Origin of the sequence: Desulfuromonas sp. KJ2020 (assembly GCF_024197615.1) — a bacterium.
Classification (GTDB): Bacteria; Desulfobacterota; Desulfuromonadia; order Desulfuromonadales; family SZUA-540; genus SZUA-540.
Map to the genome: position 1 here is coordinate 17,351 of NZ_JAKUKE010000003.1, position 17,675 is coordinate 35,025.

The window sequence follows — 17,675 nt, forward strand, 5'->3', positions numbered from 1 at the left end:
TCTTGTTTTTTGCCCTCTAGAGAGGGGACAACTGGCTCTTTTTGCGCGGCAGGCGGTCCCGGTCGGGCACCAGGCGGGCGACGGACTCGACATGGGAGGTCTGTGGAAACATGTCGACGGGTTGAATCTCTTCCGTGCGGTAGCCCAGGCCGGCCAGCAGGTCGAGATCGCGGGCCAGGGTATCGGGATTGCAGGAAACGTAGATCAGGGTGCGGGGTTTGAGTTGCACCAGCGCCTCAAGCACCTCCGGGGCACAGCCGCCGCGAGGGGGATTGACCACGGCGACGCTGCCGGCGGGGACTTCGTGGGTGAGGTCGTGTACCAGTTCGGCGGCGTCACCGGCGCGGAAACTGCACCCCTGGATGCCGTTCATCTGGGCATTTTCCCGGGCGTTGCGCACCGCTTCCTCGACGACTTCGATGCCGATGACGCGGCCGGCGTCCCGGGCCAGGTTCATGGCGATGCCGCCAATGCCGCAGTAGAGGTCGATGGCCGTATCCTCCGCCTGCAGGGCCGCCCACTGGCGGACCAGTTCATAAATGCGGGCCGCCTGCGGGTTGTTCACCTGGAAGAAGGAGGTCGGCGCGATGCGCAGGCGGATATCCCCCACCTGGTCGATGAGATCGACGGCGCCGAGCATCTTCAGGGTGTCGCGGCCGAAAATCACGTTGCCAGCCGAGCTGTTGATGTTCTGATGAATGGAGACCACTTCGGGCACCTTCTTCTGCAGCCCCTTGGCCAAATGAGTGACTTCACGGAAATTTTTTTCGGAAGTGACAAAGGTGACCATGGCTTTGTCAAAGGTCGGGCTGACCCGGATAGTCAGGTAACGCAGCAGGCCTCGCTGGCGAGCGGGGTTGTAGACGTAGATCCCCTGGCATTCGACTTCCTGTTTGACCACCTGCACGATGCGGTTGATGAGGGGATGGTGCAGGGGGCAGTCGTCGATATCGACCACGGTATGGGAACCGCGTCGGTAGAGGCCGATCTTGACTTTGCCGCGATCCTTGGCCATGGCGAGTTTGGCCGTGGTGCGGTAGCCGAGAGTGGTGGCCGCCGGCCAGACTTCATGTACGCGAACCGCGTTGAGTGAGGCGTGGGCCAGCAGCGCCTGTTTGACCCGGTCGGTCTTGAACTGGAGTTGGGCCTGATCCTTAAGATGAATCAGGGAGCAGCCAAGGCATTGACCGAAATGTGAGCAGGGCGGGCGACGGCGTTCGGGGTGGGGGGTGATGACCCGCTCCAGATTGCCGACAATGCGATACTGCCCTTCATGCTCGATGCTCAGGGCGATCTTTTCGCCGGGCAAGGTGGCAGCCACCTGGACCTCTTTGCCGCCAAAGTGCCCAAGGCCGACCCCTTCGTCGTTGAGTCGCTCAATGGTCAGTTCAATGGGGGGGCGCTGGGGTTTGCGGGGCGCACCGCTGCGAAAATTCTTCTTCTTTTCCATGGTATTTGACCTGTCTTTGCTGGTGAGTTGGAGGCACATTAACCTGTCGCCTTTTCCCTGTCAACGGCTCAGTCCTCTCCCCTTGACTTGGGTCTCTGCCGGCCGTAAACTCAAGCCCACTTTTGCCGCTCCTCTCTCGCCGCCCGGCGCCGGGAGGAAGCCGCGGCCGCCGTTTGCCTGAAAGGAACGACCATGCGTCGAAAAACACGCCGGATTACCGTTGGAGATGTCGCTGTCGGCGATGGGGCACCCATTTCCGTGCAGTCCATGTGCAATACCGATACCCGTGACGTCCAGGCCACCACGGTGCAGATCCGCCGCCTCTTCGAGGCCGGCTGCGAGATCGTGCGCTGCGCCGTTCCCGACGAAGAGGCCGCTCTGGCGTTGCGAGGGATCTGCGCCGACAGCCCCCTGCCGGTGATTGCCGATATCCACTTCGACTACCGGCTGGCCATGACGTCCTTGGAGGGCGGGGTACAGGGCCTACGCATCAACCCCGGCAACATTGGTGAACGCTGGAAAGTTCAGGAAGTGGTCCGGGCCTGCGCGGAGCGGTCGGTGCCCATCCGCATCGGTGTCAATGGCGGCTCCCTCGAAAAAGAGCTGCTTGAACGCTACGGGCATCCGACGCCGGAAGCCATGGTGGAGAGCGCCCTGGGGCATATTCGTCTGCTGGAAGATCTCTCCTTCGACCAGATCAAGGTCAGCCTCAAGGCTTCCGATATCCGCCGCACGGTGGAGGCCTATCGTCAGTTGGCCGACCGTGTCGATTATCCTCTGCATATCGGCATCACCGAAGCGGGCACCACCTGGAGTGGCACCATCAAGAGCGCCATCGGCCTGGGAACACTGCTCTATGACGGCATCGGCGACACCCTGCGCGTCTCCCTGACCGGTGATCCGGTGGAAGAAGTGCGGGTCGGCTGGGAAATTCTCAAGGCCCTGGAATTGCGCGAACGCGGGCCGGTGTTCGTGAGTTGCCCGACCTGCGGCCGCTGCCAGATCGACCTTATTGCCGTGGCCGAAGAGGTGGAACGTCGTCTGCACGACCTGCCGAAGAAGATCACCGTGGCCGTGATGGGCTGTGTAGTCAACGGGCCGGGCGAGGCCCGCGAGGCTGATATTGGCATCGCGGGCGGCAAGGGGCAGGGACTGCTCTTCCGCCACGGGCAGGTAGTGCGCAAGGTGCCGCAAGCCGAACTGGCCGATGCGCTGGTGGCAGAAGCCTGGGAACTGGTGCACCAGAAAGGAAAGGGCTGAATCGCCGCGGCGGGAGGCTTTCTGTACACTGTTTTCTTGCCTTTTGCCCGCAGATACGCTAGCTTTTCCTACCTGCCGGCGCCCTCTGGCGCCTCTATCTGTTTTCCGCGTTATCCAATTTTATCAAGAGGTGAGGTTTTTCATGCGCTGGTCCCAGTATTTGTTGCCGACATTGAAAGAGACCCCCGCCGACGCCGAAGTGGTCAGCCACCAGCTGATGATGCGGGCCGGCATGATCCGCAAAGTGGCCGCCGGTATCTATAATTATATGCCGTTGGGACTGCGGTCCATCCGCAAGGTCGAAGCCATTGTGCGCGAAGAGCTTGACCGGGCCGGAGCCATCGAGGTCCTGATGCCCATGGCCAACCCCGCCGAACTCTGGCAGGAAACGGGACGCTGGGACAAGTACGGCAAGGAACTGCTGCGCTTCAAGGACCGCAAAGACGCCAATTTCTGCATGGGACCGACCCATGAGGAGGTCGTCACCGACATCGTGCGCAACACGGTGCGCTCTTACCGCCAACTGCCTCTTAATCTCTATCAGATCCAGACCAAGTTCCGCGACGAGATCCGTCCCCGTTTCGGCCTGATGCGCGGCCGCGAGTTTATCATGAAGGACGCCTATTCCTTCGATCTCGACGATGCCGGGGCCGATGCTTCCTATGAGAAAATGTACCAGGCCTATCGCCGCATCTTCACCCGCTGCGGCCTCAGGTTCCGCGCTGTCGAGGCGGACACCGGCTCTATCGGCGGCTCTTCCTCTCACGAGTTCATGGTGCTGGCCGAATCTGGCGAGGATGCCATTGTTTCCTGTGATAGCTGTGAATATGCCGCCAACGTGGAGAAGGCCGAGATCCGCCTGGGGGCACTGACGACGCCGGCGGCGACGGAAGACCGGCGCAAAGTGGCCACGCCGGCCCGCAAGACCATCGAGGACGTGGCCCTTTTTCTGGAGACCAGCCCGACGCGACTGCTCAAGACCCTGATCGTCGAGACCGATGCCGGCGAGACCGTGGGGGTGCTGTTGCGCGGGGATCGCGAGCTCAACGACATCAAGCTGGCGCATCTCCTCGGTTGTGCCTGGGTCACTCTGGCGCCGGAAGAAGTGGTGCAGAAGGTCACCGGCGCGCCGAGTGGCTTTGCTGGTCCCGTTGGTCTGAAGATCCGCCTCGTGGCGGATCTGGAGGTGCAAGGCATGGCCGACTTCATCACCGGCGCCAACGAAAAGGATGCCCATTTTACCGGGGTCAACCTGAATCGCGACTTTACTATCGATACCTTCGCCGATCTGCGCCAGGCCATCGGTGGGGATCCCTGCCCCCGCTGCGAAGGTAAGCTCGAGATCTGGCGGGGCATCGAAGTGGGACACGTCTTCAAACTCGGCACCAAGTATTCGGAGGCCATGGGCGCCACCGTGCTGGATGATCAGGGCAAGGACCGTGTGCTGGTCATGGGCTGCTACGGTATCGGCATCGGCCGCACCGTCGCTTCGGCCATCGAACAGAATCATGACGAGAACGGCATCATCTTTCCCCTGCCGATCGCCCCCTTCCAGGTCGTCGTCACCATGGTCAACCCCAACGATGATGAAGTCCGGGCGGCGGCGGAGGCTCTTTATGATGATCTGCGGCAGGCCGGTGTCGAAGTGCTGCTTGATGACCGCGACGAGCGCCCAGGCAGCAAGTTCAAGGATGCGGACCTTATCGGCATCCCCTTGCGGGTGACCGTCGGTGCCCGTGGTCTCAAGGAAGGAGCGCTGGAGCTGCAGGAGCGACTGAACGGGCAACGGAGCCTGCTGCCGGCGGCGGAGGCGGCCGCCGTGGTTGCGGACAAGATCAAGGCGGCCCTGGCGTCTGATCGAGGGCGGGATTGAGAAGCCGCCACTTAAGAGTAGAGACTTATGGCAGCTGACAGCACGTTTTTGAATGTTCCTCCCCAGGTGGCCGACAAAATTGCGGTTTCATCTTTGGAGCTGACCGCATCTTCCTCCTGTCATCTCCTCTTTACGTCCCCGGAAGCGGGCGAGGTCTTGATGGCGGGTGTGCTGGGGGAGGTCTCGGTAACGGATCTTCTCTCCTTCTTTAATATGTTCCGGAAAACCGGCGTCTTGCACTTTGAACTCAAAGGGGGTTGCAAGGACCTGTGCTTCCAGCAGGGTGAGATTGTCTCGGCGAGGAGCACCTTTCCGGGAGAAGACCTGGGGGGGGTCCTCTTTGACATGGGGAAGCTGAACGCGGAAGCACTTCAGAAGGTCCGGCAATCATCTGTCGATCTGACTCGTGGCGGCAAGACTCTGGTCGAAAAGGGGCTGGTCACGGCCAAGGATCTCTGGCAGGCGACGCGCCAGCAGGTGGAATTCATCATCTATGGCCTCTTTGCCTTTCAGGCCGGCAGCTATGTCTTCCTGAACCGGCCCCCGGGCAAGGCTGACGCTGTCCGGCTCTCTCTGAGCACCCAGAACCTCATCATGGAGGGGCTGCGCCGCGTTGACGAGAAAGAACTTTTCATGCGTCGCATCGGTTCCCTCGATGGTTTGCCGGTGCTGATCCCGGGGAGTGTCGAGGATCTGCCGCCATCGGAAAAACGTCTGGCGCTGTTTATTGGCGAAAGACGCCTCGCGGTACGTGAGATTTTGCGCCGGAGCGGCATGGGGGAGTTCGAGACGCTGCGCCTGCTCTATCAGTTGATCGAGAAGAAGGCGGTGAGGGTGGAGGACGCCCCCTCGGTGGAGGCATCCGGGGACCTGGGCAAGATTCTGTCCATTTTCAATGGGGCCCTTTCGGCGATCTTCCGGCGCCTGAGTGAGAAGAATCCCGGCTTTGGCCAGGATGTGGATGCTTTTCTGCACACGTTGCCTCAACCTTTTTCGTACGTCTTTCGGGATGTGACCCTGGCCGAAGACGGCTCCATAGAGGCGGGGCGTATCCTGATCAATCTGGGCGGACTTGATGAGTCGGACAAGATGAAACTGCTGGCCGATGCCTTGAGCGAGCTGGTTTATATGGAATGCATGGCCGCCCGTCGCCAACTGGGGGCGGATGAATCGACGGAACTCATTCAGCGGGTGCAGGAGATCTCCCGCCGGGTGAAACATATCATTGGGAGCAAGTGATGAAGAATTCTGTACGTGATCGCCTGGTTTTCGCTCTGGACGTCGACAGCTTTGAAGAGGCGGAGCGCTGGGTCAAGCTGCTGCACGAAAAGGTCGGGGTTTTCAAGGTGGGCAAACAGCTCTTTACCCGCTGTGGCCCCGAGGTGGTTCACATGGTTCGCGGGGAAGGAGGGGATGTCTTTCTTGATCTGAAGTATCACGATATCCCCAACACGGTGGCCAGCGCTGGCGTGGAGGCGACTCGGCTCGGGGTTCGCATGTTTAATGTGCATGCCCTGGGTGGGCGGGAGATGATGGAGAAAACGGTGGCTGCCGTCGATGCGGTCTGTCCGAAGGGGGCCGCCGAGCGTCCCGTGCTGCTGGCGGTGACCATCCTGACCTCCTCCACCGAGGAAACGCTGAAGCAGGTCGGTATCGATCGTCCCGTTCAGGAAATGGTGCCCCGTCTGGCCAAGCTGGCCAAGGATGCCGGCATGGACGGCGTGGTTGCCTCGCCCAAGGAAGTCGCCCTCATCCGGGAGGTTTGCGGTGACGATTTCCTCATCGTGACGCCTGGCGTGCGCCCCGCATTTGCCTCTCTGGATGACCAGAAGCGGGTCACCACCCCCGCCGAAGCCATTAGCGCCGGTGCCGATTACCTAGTCATCGGGCGGCCTATTTCGGCGGCAGCCGATCCTGTCGAGGCGGCAGAAAAGATCCTGGATGAAATGGCTGCCGCTCTCGGCGAGAATCGTTGATGGCGGATTGGGTCTATGGTGTAAATCCGGCTCGTGAAGGGCTGCGCAGCCGGCTCCGACGCCCCCTTGAGCTGGTCGTAACGCGCCAGCCTCTCGGTCCTCGGGTGCAGGAAGTGATCGAAGAGGCGGAGCGGGCGGGTGTGGTTGTTCGCCAGGTCGAGCGCCGGGACATGGATCGGCTGGCGGGAAACAACCGTCACCAGGGGGTCCTGCTGAAGGTGGAAGATTATTCTTTTGCCTCTGTCGACGATCTGGTTGAGAGCTGGCGGGCCTCCGGCAGGCCTGCATTCTTTTTGCTCCTCGACGGCATCACTGATCCGCACAATCTGGGGGCTTTGATCCGCAGTGCGGAGGGTGCCGGTTGTCATGGCGTGATCATTCCCAAAGACAGAGCCTGTGGTGTCACCGGGGTAGTGGACAAGTCCTCGGCGGGCGCTCTCGAGCATATTCCGCTCTGCCAGGTAACTAATCTGGCCCGCACCATGGATGAACTGCGCCGAGCAGGAGTATGGGTTTATGGACTTGCCGGAGAGGCCGGTAGCCAGAACCTCTATTCCTGCGATCTGGCGGGGAACGTTGCCCTGGTGGTTGGTAGCGAAGGGAGCGGACTGCGTCCCAACGTAAAGGCTCATTGCGACGGTCTGCTATGTATTCCTATGGCAGGAGCGGTCTCTTCCCTCAATGCCTCCGTTGCCGGAGCCTTGGCCATGTACGAGGTTGTTCGCCAGCGCCGGCTTCTGAACGACTGCTGATTTTTTGCATATAAAATCATTGACATCGCCTGCCAAATGAATTATACGTTCACCCGTTCCGGGCGGGAATGATCGCAGCAGAAAAAAAGCTTGCAATTCGAAAGTCACTGTTGTATAAATCCCCCCCTGTGCTGGCGTAGCTCAATAGGTAGAGCAGCTGACTTGTAATCAGCAGGTTGCGGGTTCAATTCCTGTCGCCAGCTCCAGTGAGCTACAAAGGGGCTGAAAACCTTTTGTTTTAAATTCCCCTGGAGGGGTTCCCGAGCGGCCAAAGGGAGCAGACTGTAAATCTGCCGTCGTAGACTTCGGAGGTTCGAATCCTCCCCCCTCCACCATATGAAACTCGCCGGATGAGGTCGGGTAGGCGTTTCCAGGAGGCCATGGGCTGAGTGTACTGGGAAGTCGATCCTTCTGGAGTCCACCGTGTAGCAGATAAAATTAAGGTTGGTTGTTTTTGGGCGGGAGTAGCTCAGTTGGCTAGAGCATCAGCCTTCCAAGCTGAGGGTCGCGGGTTCGAATCCCGTTTCCCGCTCCAAACTAACCCTGGTGATTCCGCAGAAAGTCAGTGAATAGGCCCACATAGCTCAGCAGGTAGAGCACTTCCTTGGTAAGGAAGAGGTCACCGGTTCAAGTCCGGTTGTGGGCTCCATACACTGTTTCTGGGGGTTTGTCTGTTTGTATTGGATCATGGCCTCGCAAACGCAGCTGGCCCAACATTAGGCGAAATAAGCAAAATCAGTAAAAAGGGAGGATGACACWATGGCWAARGCMAAATTCGAGAGAAAAAAACCCCATGTCAATATCGGGACCATTGGTCACGTTGACCATGGCAAGACGACCCTGACAGCCGCCATCACCAAGGTTCTGGCAGCCAAGGGCGGCGCCGAGTACAAAGGTTACGATCAGATCGACAACGCTCCCGAGGAGCGCGAGCGCGGCATCACCATCGCTACCGCCCACGTCGAGTATGAGACTGAAAAGCGCCACTACGCCCACGTTGACTGCCCCGGCCACGCCGACTACGTCAAGAACATGATCACCGGTGCTGCCCAGATGGACGGCGCTATTCTGGTCGTTTCGGCCGCTGACGGCCCCATGCCCCAGACCCGTGAGCACATCCTGCTCGCCCGTCAGGTTGGCGTACCCGCCATGGTTGTCTTCCTTAACAAGGCCGACATGGTTGACGATGCCGAACTTATGGAGTTGGTTGAGCTGGAAGTTCGCGAGCTGCTTTCTTCCTATGAGTTCCCCGGTGACGACATTCCCATCATCCCCGGTTCGGCTCTGAAGGCCCTTGAGGGCGATGCTGGTGAGCTGGGCGAGCAGGCCATCATGAAGCTGATGGACGCCGTTGATAATTACATCCCCGAGCCCGAGCGCGCCATCGACCGGCCCTTCCTGATGCCCGTCGAGGACGTCTTCTCCATCTCCGGCCGTGGTACGGTTGCTACCGGTCGTGTTGAGCGCGGTGTCGTTAAGGTGGGCGAGGAAGTTGAAATCGTTGGTATGAAAGCCACCACCAAGACTGTCGTGACCGGCGTCGAGATGTTCCGCAAGCTGCTCGATCAGGGCCAGGCTGGCGACAACGTCGGCGTCCTGCTGCGTGGCGTCAAGCGCGAGGACATCGAGCGTGGTCAGGTATTGGCCAAGCCCGGCAGCATTACGCCGCACACGAAGTTCAAGGCAGAAGCCTACATCCTGTCCAAGGAAGAAGGCGGCCGTCACACCCCGTTCTTCAAGGGGTATCGTCCTCAGTTCTACTTCCGCACTACCGACGTTACCGGTATTGTGGAGTTGCCCGAAGGGACCGAGATGGTCATGCCTGGCGACAACGTCGCCATGACGGTTAACCTGATCACCCCCATCGCCATGGACAAGGAACTGCGCTTTGCTATCCGCGAAGGCGGTCGTACGGTTGGCGCGGGTGTTGTTAGCGAAATTATCGAGTAATAGAGGAATAGAGTCATGCCGAGCCAGAAAATAAGAATCCGTTTGAAGGCTTATGATCATAAGCTTCTTGATCAGTCTGTGAACGAAATCGTGGATACCGCCAAGCGTACAGGAGCCCGGATTGCCGGCCCCATTCCTCTGCCGACGGTAATTAACAAGTACACTGTTCTTCGTGGACCCCACGTTGACAAAAAAAGCCGTGAGCAGTTCGAGATGCGCACGCACAAGCGTTTACTGGATATTCTCGAACCGACCCAGCAGACCGTGGATGCCTTGATGAAGCTTGATCTCTCTGCCGGGGTTGATGTCGAAATTAAGCTCTAAGATTAATCTTCATATTAGGTAAGGGTAGGTCCGATGATAAATGGAATCTTGGGAAAGAAGTTGGGGATGACCCAGGTCTTCGCCATCGATGGCAGAAGAATCCCTGTTACGGTTGTTGAAGCCGGTCCCTGTGTTGTTCTTCAGAAGAAGACTGTTGAGACGGACGGGTACAATGCCGTGCAGGTCGGCTTCGGTGTTAAAAAGATTCACCGTGTCAGCAAGCCCGAGCTTGGACATTTCAAAAAAGCAGGCAAGGGCGCTTTCGGCACACTTCGCGAATTTCGCGCCGACAGCGTGGACGAATATAACGTGGGCGACGAGATCACCTGCCAGGGGATCTTTGCGGCCGGTGATATTGTCGATGTTACAGGAACGAGCAAGGGTAAGGGCTTCCAGGGGGTCATAAAACGCTGGAACTTTGCCGGTGGCAGAGCTACGCACGGCTCCATGTTCCACCGGGCCCCGGGATCTATCGGTGCCAGCGCCTGGCCTTCCAGGGTGTTTAAAGGTAAAAAGATGGCTGGGCAGATGGGCAATAAAAAGGTAACCACCCAGAATCTACAGATTGTTGATGTCCGCCCCGATCAGAACCTTATTTTGGTTAAAGGTGCCATCCCCGGACCAAAAAACGCTGTGGTGGAGATCCGCAAAGGCCTTAAGGCTAAAAAGTAGCCTCTAGATATATGATTTGGGAGAAACTCCATGGCTAAAATCGCTGTATATGACATAAATAAAAACCAAGTGTCTGAAAAGGAAATCTCAGATGCGGTGTTTAATGTCGAAGTCAGATCCTATCTGATTCATGACATGGTTCGCTATCAGCTGGCCGCCCGCCGGCAGGGAACCTCTGCCAGCAAAACCCGTAGTGAGGTTGCTGGCGGCGGGAAAAAGCCCTATAAGCAGAAGGGTACTGGTAACGCCCGTCAAGGGTGCATCCGTGCACCTCACTACGTAGGTGGGGGCGCCGCTTTTGGGCCTAATCCTCGCGATTACAATTTCAAGCTCAATCGTAAGGTTAAAAAAGCAGCCCTGAAGAGCGCTCTTTCCGTGCGTTTTCAGGATAGCAGACTGACCGTTCTCAACGCGATTGACCTCGGGAAAATCAGCACCAAGTCGTTCGCTGAATTTCTTGGTCGCTTCGATCTTCAAAAGGTGCTGGTTGTTATTGAGGGTGAAAACCCCCAGGTTGAGCTGTCTGCCAGAAACCTTCCTTTTGTAAAGGTTCTTAAGGCCGAGGGTGTTAACGTTTACGACGTCATGAAGTATCCGAACCTCGTGATGACTGAAGGCGCCGTGTCTCAACTGGAAGGAGCGTTGGCCTGATGAAACCGTTGCATCAGATTATTAAGAGGCCGCTGGTTACCGAGAAGACCAGCCTGCAGAAAGAAGTGGGCCAGGTGGTTGCTTTTGAAGTAGCACTGAATGCCAACAAGATTGAAATCAAGCAAGCCGTTGAAAAGGCTTTCAGCGTCAAGGTTAAGGACGTGAATACCGCTCTGACTCGGGGGAAAGTTAAGCGGGTCGGTCGCAATTTCGGGAAACGGTCCAATACCAAAAAAGCTTACGTCACCCTGGCGGAAGGCACCATCGATTTCTTCGGGGTCTAACGGCAAGTAATCTAGCGATACGGAGTAACCATAATGGCGATCAAAAAGTATAAACCGACCTCACCCGGTCGTCGCAATATGACATCTTCGACTTATGAGGAGATCACCACCTCGACTCCTGAGAAGTCACTTCTGGCACCGCTGAAGCGTACCGGAGGACGTAACAATAATGGCCGAATCACCAAGCGCCACACGGGTGGTGGGCATAAGCGTAAATACAGGATCATCGATTTTAAACGGGACAAAAAAGAAGTGCCGGCCAAAATCGTTTCTGTAGAATATGATCCGAATCGGACCGCCCGCATCGCCCTGCTCAACTATGCCGATGGCGAAAAACGTTACATCTTGGCTCCTGTCGGCCTTAATGTTGGTGACGTTGTGGTGGCGAGTGAAAAGGCTGATATTAAGCCTGGAAACGCCATGCCTATACGCGCCATCCCTTTGGGTACCTGGGTTCACAATGTTGAGCTTAAGGTTGGTAAGGGCGGCCAGCTGGCCCGTAGCGCTGGCACCTACGCCATGATTGCAGCCAAAGAAGGGAAGTATTCCCAACTTCGGCTTCCTTCTGGTGAGGTTCGTCTCGTTCTGCAGGAATGTTGCGCAACCATCGGTCAGGTCGGCAACCAGGATCACGAAAATGTCAAAGTGGGTAAGGCAGGACGAAATCGCTGGCTTGGTAAGCGTCCCCAGTCCCGTGGTGTTGCCATGAACCCTGTCGATCATCCGCATGGTGGCGGCGAAGGTAAATCCTCCGGTGGCCGGCATCCCGTTACGCCCTGGGGTATTCCGACCAAAGGTTACAAAACCCGAGTTAATAAGCGGACTGATCGTTTCATCGTCCGGCGTCGTACAAAATAGACCATTTTAAATAGAGGAGACGGCAGTGGCTAGATCAATCAAAAAAGGGCCGTACGTCCAAGAAAGCCTTTTGCGAAAAGTCGATCTGGAAGGTGGGACTACCAGTAAGCAGGTCATTAAGACCTGGTCGCGGCGTTCAACCATCCTTCCTGAGTTCGTAGGTCATACTTTTGCTGTGCATAACGGTAAAAAGTTCATCCCCGTTTTTGTTACCGAAAATATGGTTGGGCATAAACTGGGTGAGTTTGCTCCCACCCGGACCTACTATGGTCACGGAGCCGACAAGAAGAGCAAGCGCAAATAAATAGTTCCGTTAGAGGAGTTTCATTTCATGGAAGCCAGAGCAAAGTTGAGTTACGCGCGCCTTTCGCCCCAGAAAGCACGACTGGTTGTCGATATGGTACGTGGAAAAGGGGTGCAGGAGGCTCTTAACGTCCTCAAGTTTTCTCCCCAGAAGGCAGCGCCCATTGTCGCCAAACTTGTCAGTTCGGCAGTGGCTAACGCCGAGCAAAAGGGTGTTAACGATGTTGATCGTCTCTTTATCAAGGCGATTACCGTAGACCAGGGACCTGTTCTCAAGCGGTTCCTGCCTCGGGCTCAGGGAAGGGCGACCCGTATTCGTAAACCGACCAGTCACATGACGGTTATTCTTGACGAAAAATAAGGTGTTTAGGAGGTGATAGTTTGGGCCAGAAAGTTCATCCTGTAGGATTTCGTCTGGGAGTCGTCAAAACCTGGGACTCCAAGTGGTATGCCGAGGCGGATTACGCCAAGCTGCTGCATGAAGATATTAAGCTGCGTAATTACCTCAAAAAGAGGCTTTACCACGCCGGTATTTCTAAAATCGAAATCGAGCGTGCGGCGAGCAAGGCGAAAATCAACATTTTTGCCGCTCGTCCCGGCATCATCATCGGAAAGAGGGGGTCCGAGGTTGAGGCTCTCAAGAAAGAGCTGGCCAAACTCACCGATAAGGAAGTATTTATCAATATTCAGGAAGTACGCAAGCCTGAGATCGACGCTCAGTTGCTCGCCGAAAACGTGGCCCTGCAGCTAGAGAGGCGTGTGGCTTTCCGCCGCGCCATGAAAAAAGGGGTTACCCAAGCTCTCAAGTTCGGCGCACAGGGGATCAAAATCAACTGTGCCGGCCGTTTGGGAGGAGCCGAAATCGCTCGTACTGAGTGGTACCGCGAAGGGAGAGTGCCTCTTCACACTCTTCGCGCAGACATCGATTATGGATTCGCTGAGGCGAAAACCACCTACGGGATTATCGGTGTCAAGGTACTCATCTTCAAGGGCGAAGTTCTCGCAAGAGAACAGTGAAAATCCAGGACAGGTATAGGAGTAAACTGCTATGTTAATGCCCAAGAAGGTTAAGCATAGAAAGACATTTAAGGGTCGCATGAAAGGTGCGGCCAAGGGAGGCACCGAGCTTAACTTTGGTGATTTCGGCCTCCAGGCAATCGAGTGCGGATGGCTTTCTTCGCGCCAGATTGAAGCAGCCCGTCGGGCCATGACGCGTTATATCAAGCGCGGTGGTAAAATCTGGATCAGGGCCTTTCCTCATAAGCCTCTGACCCGAAAGCCCGCCGAAACCCGTATGGGTAAGGGGAAAGGCTCCCCGGACAGCTGGGTCGCCGTCATAAAGCCCGGAGTGGTGCTCTATGAAATGCAGGGAGTCGCTGAAGATGTTGCACGCGAAGCTTTTCGTCTTGCTGCACACAAGCTCCCGATGAAGACCAAGTTTGTTATCAGGGAGGAAGACGCTCATGAAGGCTAATGAGTTGAGAGATAAAAGCGTTGATGATTTGAAGAAACAGTCTCAGGAACTCAGCCAGGAGCTGTTTAACCTGAGATTCCAGATGCATACCGGACATCTGGAAAATACTGCCCGTATTTCTCAAATCAAAAAAGATATCGCACGGGTTAATACGGTTCTGCGGCAAAAGCAGGCTTAATCAGGATCAACGAGGTTGGATATGACGACTGAACGTGGAAACAGAAAAACCCGTGTGGGGGTTGTCACCAGTGACAAGATGGACAAGACCGTGGTGGTCAAGGTCGATCAGCTGGTCAAGCATCCCATCTATAAAAAGTACATCAAGCGCAAGGTGACGTACAAAGCACACGATGAACAGAACAGCTGTGCTATTGGCGACAAGGTTCTCATCGTGGAGACCAGACCGCTGTCTCGTGACAAGCGGTGGAGAGTCCGCGAAATTCTTGAAAAGAACGTAACCGTTTAGGAGACCATAGTTATGATTCAGATGCAGACGATGCTTGATGTCGCAGACAATTCGGGAGCCCGAAAGCTCTGCTGCGTCAAGGTTCTCGGCGGTTCAAAACGGAAATATGCCGGCCTTGGTGACATCATCATCTGCTCGGTCAAAGAGGCACTGCCCAATTCTAAAGTGAAAAAGGGCGATGTTGTGCGGGCGGTGATCGTCAGAACGGCCAAGGAAGTTCCCCGGCCTGATGGTTCCTATATCCGTTTTGACAACAACTCGGCGGTTGTTGTCAATGCAGCGGGTGAGCCGGTAGGAACCCGGATTTTCGGACCTGTGGCCCGTGAACTGCGTGCCCGCCGTTTCATGAAAATCGTGTCTCTGGCGCCGGAAGTCCTTTAAATTTGTGTAGGAGATAGAAACATGGCGGCTAAGAAACTTCATGTCAAAAAGAATGACATGGTCATGATCATAGCGGGCAAGGAAAAGGGTAAATCCGGGAAAGTCACCCGTGTATTTCCTGAAAAGGGTCGTATTACTGTTGAGAATCTCAATGTCGTAAAACGGCACACCCGGCCCAGTCGCAGCAATGCGGAAGGTGGTATCGTCGAAAAAGAAGCACCTATCGATGCTTCCAACGTCCTTCTGCTTTGCGGGGCTTGCAATAAACCGACCCGTACCGGTATCCGGATTCTTGAGGACGGTAGCAAGACTCGTTTTTGTAAAAAATGTAACGAGACTGTTGATAAGTAACGGAGAATTTCCATGGCCAGACTTAAAGGGATTTACCAGACCGAGCTGGTTCCCCAGCTCATGAAGGACCTGCAACTTAAAAACGTAATGGAAGTCCCCAGGATTGAAAAGGTCGTCATTAATATGGGCCTTGGGGAAGCCATACAGAATATCAAGGTGTTGGAATCTGCCGTCGAGGAACTTGGCCGCATCACCGGACAGAAAGCTGTCATTACCAAGGCCAAAAAATCTATCGCCGGGTTCAAGCTTCGTGAGGGGATGCCCATTGGTTGCATGGTCACTTTGCGCCGGGAAAAAGCCTTTGAGTTTCTGGATCGCCTCATCAATGTCGCCTTGCCTCGCGTAAGGGATTTTAAGGGGGTTTCTCCCAAGGCATTCGACGGGCGTGGCAATTATACCTTCGGGATCAAGGAACAGCTGATTTTTCCTGAGATCGATCTCGAGAAAATCGACAAGGTTAAGGGCCTCAATATCACCATTGTGACAACAGCACGCAACGATGAAGAAGGTCGCGCTCTGCTGACGCAACTCGGGATGCCCTTCAGGAAATAGTCAATCAGATAGCGGAGGTATACGGTGGCAAAAAAATCGATGATGATAAAGGCCGCGCGGCCTAAAAAATTCAGCGTTCGTAATTATAATCGCTGCCCATTATGCGGGCGTTCGCGCGGATACTATCGGAAATTTGATATGTGCAGGATTTGCCTGCGCAAATTGGCGCTGGACGGTAAAATCCCCGGCGTTGTTAAATCAAGCTGGTAAAAAGAGGAGTTGCATCCATGGCAATGACTGATCCTATAGCTGATATGCTGACCCGCATTCGTAATGCGGGAATGGCGAAGCACCAAAAGGTGGACGTGCCCATGTCCAAGGTGAAGGTGGCACTGGCCGAGGTGCTGAAGGATCTCGGCTACATCAAAAATTTCAAGACCGTAGAAGATGACAAACAAGGAATCTTGCGGATTTATCTGAAATTTGATGATAACAATAAGCACGTGATCCATGAAATTAAACGGATGTCTACTCCCGGCCGTCGCGTCTACGTGGGTAAGGATGAAATCCCCAGTGTGAAGAACGGGCTTGGTTGCGCCATTCTTTCCACTTCACGGGGCGTTCTCCACGACGTTGCCGCACGTGAGGCGCAGGTTGGCGGTGAGATCATTTGTACCGTCTGGTAACCGTTACGGCTTAAGGAGTATAAAGGATGTCAAGAATAGGGAAAAAACCCATAGTCATCCCTGCCGGAGTTGAAGTGACCCTTTCGGGGGCCGCTATTCGGGTAAAGGGACCAAAGGGCCACCTGGAGAGGACAATCAGTACGGATGTCGATGTCAAGGTGGATTCCGGTAGTATCCACGTTTCTCCCCTTGCAGAGGGAAATAAACAGGGCGGGGCCTTGCAAGGGCTGACCCGGACACTCATTGCCAACATGGTCGATGGTGTCACGAAAGGTTTCGAAAGAGTACTCGAAATCAACGGGGTTGGATACCGGGCTGAATTGAAAGGGAAGATGCTGAGTCTAGCCCTGGGTTACTCGCATCCTGTCGAATATCCCCTGCCTGAAGGCATCACTGTCGAGGTCGAAAAGCAGACCAAGGTCACAGTGAAGGGGATAGATAAGCAACTTGTCGGCGCTACAGCCGCAAAAATTCGTTCTTTCCGTGGTCCCGAACCCTACAAGGGGAAGGGGATCAAGTATGCTGACGAGCGGATTTTGCGTAAAGCAGGCAAGACCGGTAAAAAATAATTGATTACAGGTCAAGGAGAAACACTGTGAGCATCGCAAAAGAAAGGTCCCTGGCACGTATCAAACGCAAGATTCGGGTGCGCCAAAAGGTTCGTGGAACGGTTGAACGCCCCCGTCTTTGTGTTTTCAGGAGCGCCAAACATATCTATGCCCAGATCATTGAAGACACAAATGGTACAACGCTTGTGTCCGCTGGTACTGTCAATGACGGCATCGTGGAAGCTGGGACGAGCAGCGGCAATATAGAGTCAGCAAAGGCTGTGGGCCGGGCTATCGCCAAGATGGCCCTTGAGAAAAACATCAAGCAGGTTGTATTTGACCGCAATGGGTTTTTGTACCATGGTCGCGTCAAGGCACTTGCTGAGGCGGCTCGGGAAACCGGTCTGTCTTTTTAGGTAAAGGAGGATGTCTTTGCATCGCATCGATCCCAACGAGCTGAATCTGACCGACAGGGTCATTCATATTAACCGTTGCGCCAAAGTCGTCAAAGGCGGGCGACGCTTCAGTTTCTCCGCTCTTGTAGTGGTTGGAGACGGGCAAGGTTATGTAGGTTATGGTCTTGGTAAAGCCAAGGAAGTGCCGGAAGCAATCCGCAAAGGGGTGGAACAAGCTAAGAAGTCACTTATTCGGGTGCCTCTCAAAGACCGCACCATTCCCTTTGACATTATTGGCAAGTTTGGCGCTGGTAAGGTCTTGTTGCGTCCTGCCTCCCAGGGTACAGGTGTTATTGCTGGTGGCGCCGCGCGTGCTGTCCTCGAGGTGGCTGGTGTTGGGGATATCCTTTCCAAGTGCCTTGGGTCCAATAATCCGCACAATGTTGTCAAGGCGACTTTTAATGCTTTGGAGCAACTCAGAAGTGCGGAAGAGATTCTTCAGCGCCGTGGTGTTGCCTCCGCCGAGTAA

26 protein-coding genes and 4 tRNA genes are annotated in these 17,675 nt (G+C 55.7%); 29 read left to right on the forward strand and 1 reads right to left on the reverse strand.

Annotated features, from left to right (window positions below):
* Positions 1–16 precede the first annotated feature (16 nt).
* Positions 17–1,450, reverse strand: coding sequence for a 23S rRNA (uracil(1939)-C(5))-methyltransferase RlmD (gene rlmD / locus MJO47_RS08325; protein ID WP_253960680.1), 1,434 nt, complete (start codon positions 1,448–1,450; stop codon positions 17–19).
* Between the two features lie 192 nt (positions 1,451–1,642).
* Here rlmD and ispG point away from each other — a divergent pair, with 192 nt between their 5' ends.
* The 29 genes from ispG to rpsE all read left to right on the forward strand — a co-directional run bounded on the left by ispG (position 1,643) and on the right by rpsE (position 17,675).
* The gene (gene ispG, locus MJO47_RS08330) at positions 1,643–2,710 is read left to right on the forward strand and encodes a flavodoxin-dependent (E)-4-hydroxy-3-methylbut-2-enyl-diphosphate synthase (RefSeq protein WP_253960681.1); all 1,068 of its coding nucleotides are present in this window, start codon (positions 1,643–1,645) and stop codon (positions 2,708–2,710) included.
* A 142-nt stretch (positions 2,711–2,852) separates the two neighbouring features.
* Positions 2,853–4,583, forward strand: coding sequence for a proline--tRNA ligase (locus MJO47_RS08335; protein ID WP_253960682.1), 1,731 nt, complete (start codon positions 2,853–2,855; stop codon positions 4,581–4,583).
* Positions 4,584–4,610: 27 nt separating this feature from the next.
* Positions 4,611–5,822: a DUF4388 domain-containing protein gene (locus tag MJO47_RS08340; RefSeq protein WP_253960683.1), complete on the forward strand. Its 1,212-nt coding sequence runs from the start codon at positions 4,611–4,613 to the stop codon at positions 5,820–5,822.
* Complete coding sequence (pyrF, locus tag MJO47_RS08345; RefSeq protein WP_253960684.1) at positions 5,819–6,559, forward strand: orotidine-5'-phosphate decarboxylase; 741 nt, start codon at positions 5,819–5,821, stop codon at positions 6,557–6,559. Before MJO47_RS08340 ends, pyrF begins: the two co-directional genes overlap by 4 nt.
* Positions 6,559–7,311, forward strand: a complete 753-nt coding sequence (gene rlmB, locus MJO47_RS08350) for a 23S rRNA (guanosine(2251)-2'-O)-methyltransferase RlmB (RefSeq protein WP_305882421.1) — start codon at positions 6,559–6,561, stop codon at positions 7,309–7,311. Before pyrF ends, rlmB begins: the two co-directional genes overlap by 1 nt.
* A gap of 130 nt (positions 7,312–7,441) precedes the next feature.
* Positions 7,442–7,517 (forward strand) — tRNA-Thr (locus MJO47_RS08355).
* 44 nt (positions 7,518–7,561) lie between these two features.
* Positions 7,562–7,646: transfer RNA gene (locus MJO47_RS08360), tRNA-Tyr, on the forward strand.
* 123 nt (positions 7,647–7,769) lie between these two features.
* Positions 7,770–7,846: transfer RNA gene (locus MJO47_RS08365), tRNA-Gly, on the forward strand.
* 38 nt (positions 7,847–7,884) lie between these two features.
* Positions 7,885–7,960, forward strand: a tRNA-Thr gene (locus MJO47_RS08370).
* A gap of 110 nt (positions 7,961–8,070) precedes the next feature.
* Positions 8,071–9,261: an elongation factor Tu gene (gene tuf / locus MJO47_RS08375; RefSeq protein ID WP_253960686.1), complete on the forward strand. Its 1,191-nt coding sequence runs from the start codon at positions 8,071–8,073 to the stop codon at positions 9,259–9,261.
* Positions 9,262–9,276: 15 nt separating this feature from the next.
* Complete coding sequence (rpsJ, locus tag MJO47_RS08380; RefSeq protein ID WP_155876876.1) at positions 9,277–9,585, forward strand: 30S ribosomal protein S10; 309 nt, start codon at positions 9,277–9,279, stop codon at positions 9,583–9,585.
* Positions 9,586–9,618: 33 nt separating this feature from the next.
* The gene (gene rplC, locus MJO47_RS08385; RefSeq protein WP_253960687.1) at positions 9,619–10,257 is read left to right on the forward strand and encodes a 50S ribosomal protein L3; all 639 of its coding nucleotides are present in this window, start codon (positions 9,619–9,621) and stop codon (positions 10,255–10,257) included.
* A gap of 30 nt (positions 10,258–10,287) precedes the next feature.
* Positions 10,288–10,908 (forward strand): 50S ribosomal protein L4, encoded by a 621-nt coding sequence (gene rplD / locus MJO47_RS08390; protein WP_253960688.1) that lies wholly within the window; start codon positions 10,288–10,290, stop codon positions 10,906–10,908.
* A complete protein-coding gene (locus MJO47_RS08395; RefSeq protein WP_253960689.1) occupies positions 10,908–11,192 on the forward strand; it encodes a 50S ribosomal protein L23 in 285 nt (94 codons plus the stop codon). The genes rplD and MJO47_RS08395 overlap by 1 nt, the downstream gene beginning before the upstream one ends.
* A gap of 33 nt (positions 11,193–11,225) precedes the next feature.
* Positions 11,226–12,050, forward strand: a complete 825-nt coding sequence (gene rplB, locus MJO47_RS08400) for a 50S ribosomal protein L2 (protein WP_253960690.1) — start codon at positions 11,226–11,228, stop codon at positions 12,048–12,050.
* Between the two features lie 25 nt (positions 12,051–12,075).
* Positions 12,076–12,354 carry a 30S ribosomal protein S19 gene (gene rpsS, locus MJO47_RS08405; RefSeq protein WP_155876869.1) on the forward strand — a complete coding sequence of 93 codons (279 nt, stop codon included), beginning with the start codon at positions 12,076–12,078 and terminating at the stop codon, positions 12,352–12,354.
* Between the two features lie 27 nt (positions 12,355–12,381).
* Positions 12,382–12,714: a 50S ribosomal protein L22 gene (gene rplV, locus MJO47_RS08410; RefSeq protein WP_253960691.1), complete on the forward strand. Its 333-nt coding sequence runs from the start codon at positions 12,382–12,384 to the stop codon at positions 12,712–12,714.
* 20 nt (positions 12,715–12,734) lie between these two features.
* The gene (rpsC, locus tag MJO47_RS08415; RefSeq protein WP_155876865.1) at positions 12,735–13,370 is read left to right on the forward strand and encodes a 30S ribosomal protein S3; all 636 of its coding nucleotides are present in this window, start codon (positions 12,735–12,737) and stop codon (positions 13,368–13,370) included.
* A 31-nt stretch (positions 13,371–13,401) separates the two neighbouring features.
* Positions 13,402–13,827: a 50S ribosomal protein L16 gene (rplP, locus tag MJO47_RS08420; RefSeq protein WP_253960692.1), complete on the forward strand. Its 426-nt coding sequence runs from the start codon at positions 13,402–13,404 to the stop codon at positions 13,825–13,827.
* Positions 13,817–14,005: a 50S ribosomal protein L29 gene (gene rpmC / locus MJO47_RS08425; RefSeq protein WP_253960693.1), complete on the forward strand. Its 189-nt coding sequence runs from the start codon at positions 13,817–13,819 to the stop codon at positions 14,003–14,005. Before rplP ends, rpmC begins: the two co-directional genes overlap by 11 nt.
* Before the next feature lie 21 nt (positions 14,006–14,026).
* Positions 14,027–14,293 carry a 30S ribosomal protein S17 gene (gene rpsQ / locus MJO47_RS08430; RefSeq protein ID WP_253960694.1) on the forward strand — a complete coding sequence of 89 codons (267 nt, stop codon included), beginning with the start codon at positions 14,027–14,029 and terminating at the stop codon, positions 14,291–14,293.
* A 12-nt stretch (positions 14,294–14,305) separates the two neighbouring features.
* On the forward strand, positions 14,306–14,674 hold the full coding sequence (gene rplN, locus MJO47_RS08435) for a 50S ribosomal protein L14 (RefSeq protein ID WP_253960695.1): 369 nt from the start codon (positions 14,306–14,308) through the stop codon (positions 14,672–14,674).
* Positions 14,675–14,695: 21 nt separating this feature from the next.
* Positions 14,696–15,025 carry a 50S ribosomal protein L24 gene (rplX, locus tag MJO47_RS08440; protein WP_253960696.1) on the forward strand — a complete coding sequence of 110 codons (330 nt, stop codon included), beginning with the start codon at positions 14,696–14,698 and terminating at the stop codon, positions 15,023–15,025.
* Positions 15,026–15,037: 12 nt separating this feature from the next.
* Positions 15,038–15,577, forward strand: a complete 540-nt coding sequence (rplE, locus tag MJO47_RS08445) for a 50S ribosomal protein L5 (protein ID WP_253960697.1) — start codon at positions 15,038–15,040, stop codon at positions 15,575–15,577.
* Positions 15,578–15,601: 24 nt separating this feature from the next.
* Positions 15,602–15,787: a type Z 30S ribosomal protein S14 gene (locus tag MJO47_RS08450; protein ID WP_253960698.1), complete on the forward strand. Its 186-nt coding sequence runs from the start codon at positions 15,602–15,604 to the stop codon at positions 15,785–15,787.
* A gap of 17 nt (positions 15,788–15,804) precedes the next feature.
* Entirely contained in the window at positions 15,805–16,203 is a 399-nt protein-coding gene (gene rpsH, locus MJO47_RS08455) for a 30S ribosomal protein S8 (RefSeq protein WP_253960699.1), read from the forward strand.
* Positions 16,204–16,229: 26 nt separating this feature from the next.
* A complete protein-coding gene (rplF, locus tag MJO47_RS08460; RefSeq protein ID WP_253960700.1) occupies positions 16,230–16,772 on the forward strand; it encodes a 50S ribosomal protein L6 in 543 nt (180 codons plus the stop codon).
* Positions 16,773–16,798: 26 nt separating this feature from the next.
* Positions 16,799–17,167 carry a 50S ribosomal protein L18 gene (gene rplR / locus MJO47_RS08465; RefSeq protein WP_253960701.1) on the forward strand — a complete coding sequence of 123 codons (369 nt, stop codon included), beginning with the start codon at positions 16,799–16,801 and terminating at the stop codon, positions 17,165–17,167.
* 16 nt (positions 17,168–17,183) lie between these two features.
* Positions 17,184–17,675 (forward strand): 30S ribosomal protein S5, encoded by a 492-nt coding sequence (gene rpsE, locus MJO47_RS08470; protein ID WP_253960702.1) that lies wholly within the window; start codon positions 17,184–17,186, stop codon positions 17,673–17,675.

Coding starts and splice junctions, on each gene's coding strand:
- MJO47_RS08335 (WP_253960682.1), top strand. CDS start 2,853: ATGCGCTGGTCCCAGTATTTGTTGCCGACATTGAAAGAGACCCCCGCC.
- rpsJ (WP_155876876.1), top strand. CDS start 9,277: ATGCCGAGCCAGAAAATAAGAATCCGTTTGAAGGCTTATGATCATAAG.
- rlmD (WP_253960680.1), bottom strand. CDS start 1,450: ATGGAAAAGAAGAAGAATTTTCGCAGCGGTGCGCCCCGCAAACCCCAG.
- ispG (WP_253960681.1), top strand. CDS start 1,643: ATGCGTCGAAAAACACGCCGGATTACCGTTGGAGATGTCGCTGTCGGC.
- rplN (WP_253960695.1), top strand. CDS start 14,306: ATGATTCAGATGCAGACGATGCTTGATGTCGCAGACAATTCGGGAGCC.
- rplB (WP_253960690.1), top strand. CDS start 11,226: ATGGCGATCAAAAAGTATAAACCGACCTCACCCGGTCGTCGCAATATG.
- rpsQ (WP_253960694.1), top strand. CDS start 14,027: ATGACGACTGAACGTGGAAACAGAAAAACCCGTGTGGGGGTTGTCACC.
- rplP (WP_253960692.1), top strand. CDS start 13,402: ATGTTAATGCCCAAGAAGGTTAAGCATAGAAAGACATTTAAGGGTCGC.
- rplV (WP_253960691.1), top strand. CDS start 12,382: ATGGAAGCCAGAGCAAAGTTGAGTTACGCGCGCCTTTCGCCCCAGAAA.
- rplE (WP_253960697.1), top strand. CDS start 15,038: ATGGCCAGACTTAAAGGGATTTACCAGACCGAGCTGGTTCCCCAGCTC.
- rpsH (WP_253960699.1), top strand. CDS start 15,805: ATGGCAATGACTGATCCTATAGCTGATATGCTGACCCGCATTCGTAAT.
- rplD (WP_253960688.1), top strand. CDS start 10,288: ATGGCTAAAATCGCTGTATATGACATAAATAAAAACCAAGTGTCTGAA.
- rlmB (WP_305882421.1), top strand. CDS start 6,559: ATGGCGGATTGGGTCTATGGTGTAAATCCGGCTCGTGAAGGGCTGCGC.
- rpmC (WP_253960693.1), top strand. CDS start 13,817: ATGAAGGCTAATGAGTTGAGAGATAAAAGCGTTGATGATTTGAAGAAA.
- rplF (WP_253960700.1), top strand. CDS start 16,230: ATGTCAAGAATAGGGAAAAAACCCATAGTCATCCCTGCCGGAGTTGAA.
- MJO47_RS08395 (WP_253960689.1), top strand. CDS start 10,908: ATGAAACCGTTGCATCAGATTATTAAGAGGCCGCTGGTTACCGAGAAG.
- rplC (WP_253960687.1), top strand. CDS start 9,619: ATGATAAATGGAATCTTGGGAAAGAAGTTGGGGATGACCCAGGTCTTC.
- rplX (WP_253960696.1), top strand. CDS start 14,696: ATGGCGGCTAAGAAACTTCATGTCAAAAAGAATGACATGGTCATGATC.
- MJO47_RS08340 (WP_253960683.1), top strand. CDS start 4,611: ATGGCAGCTGACAGCACGTTTTTGAATGTTCCTCCCCAGGTGGCCGAC.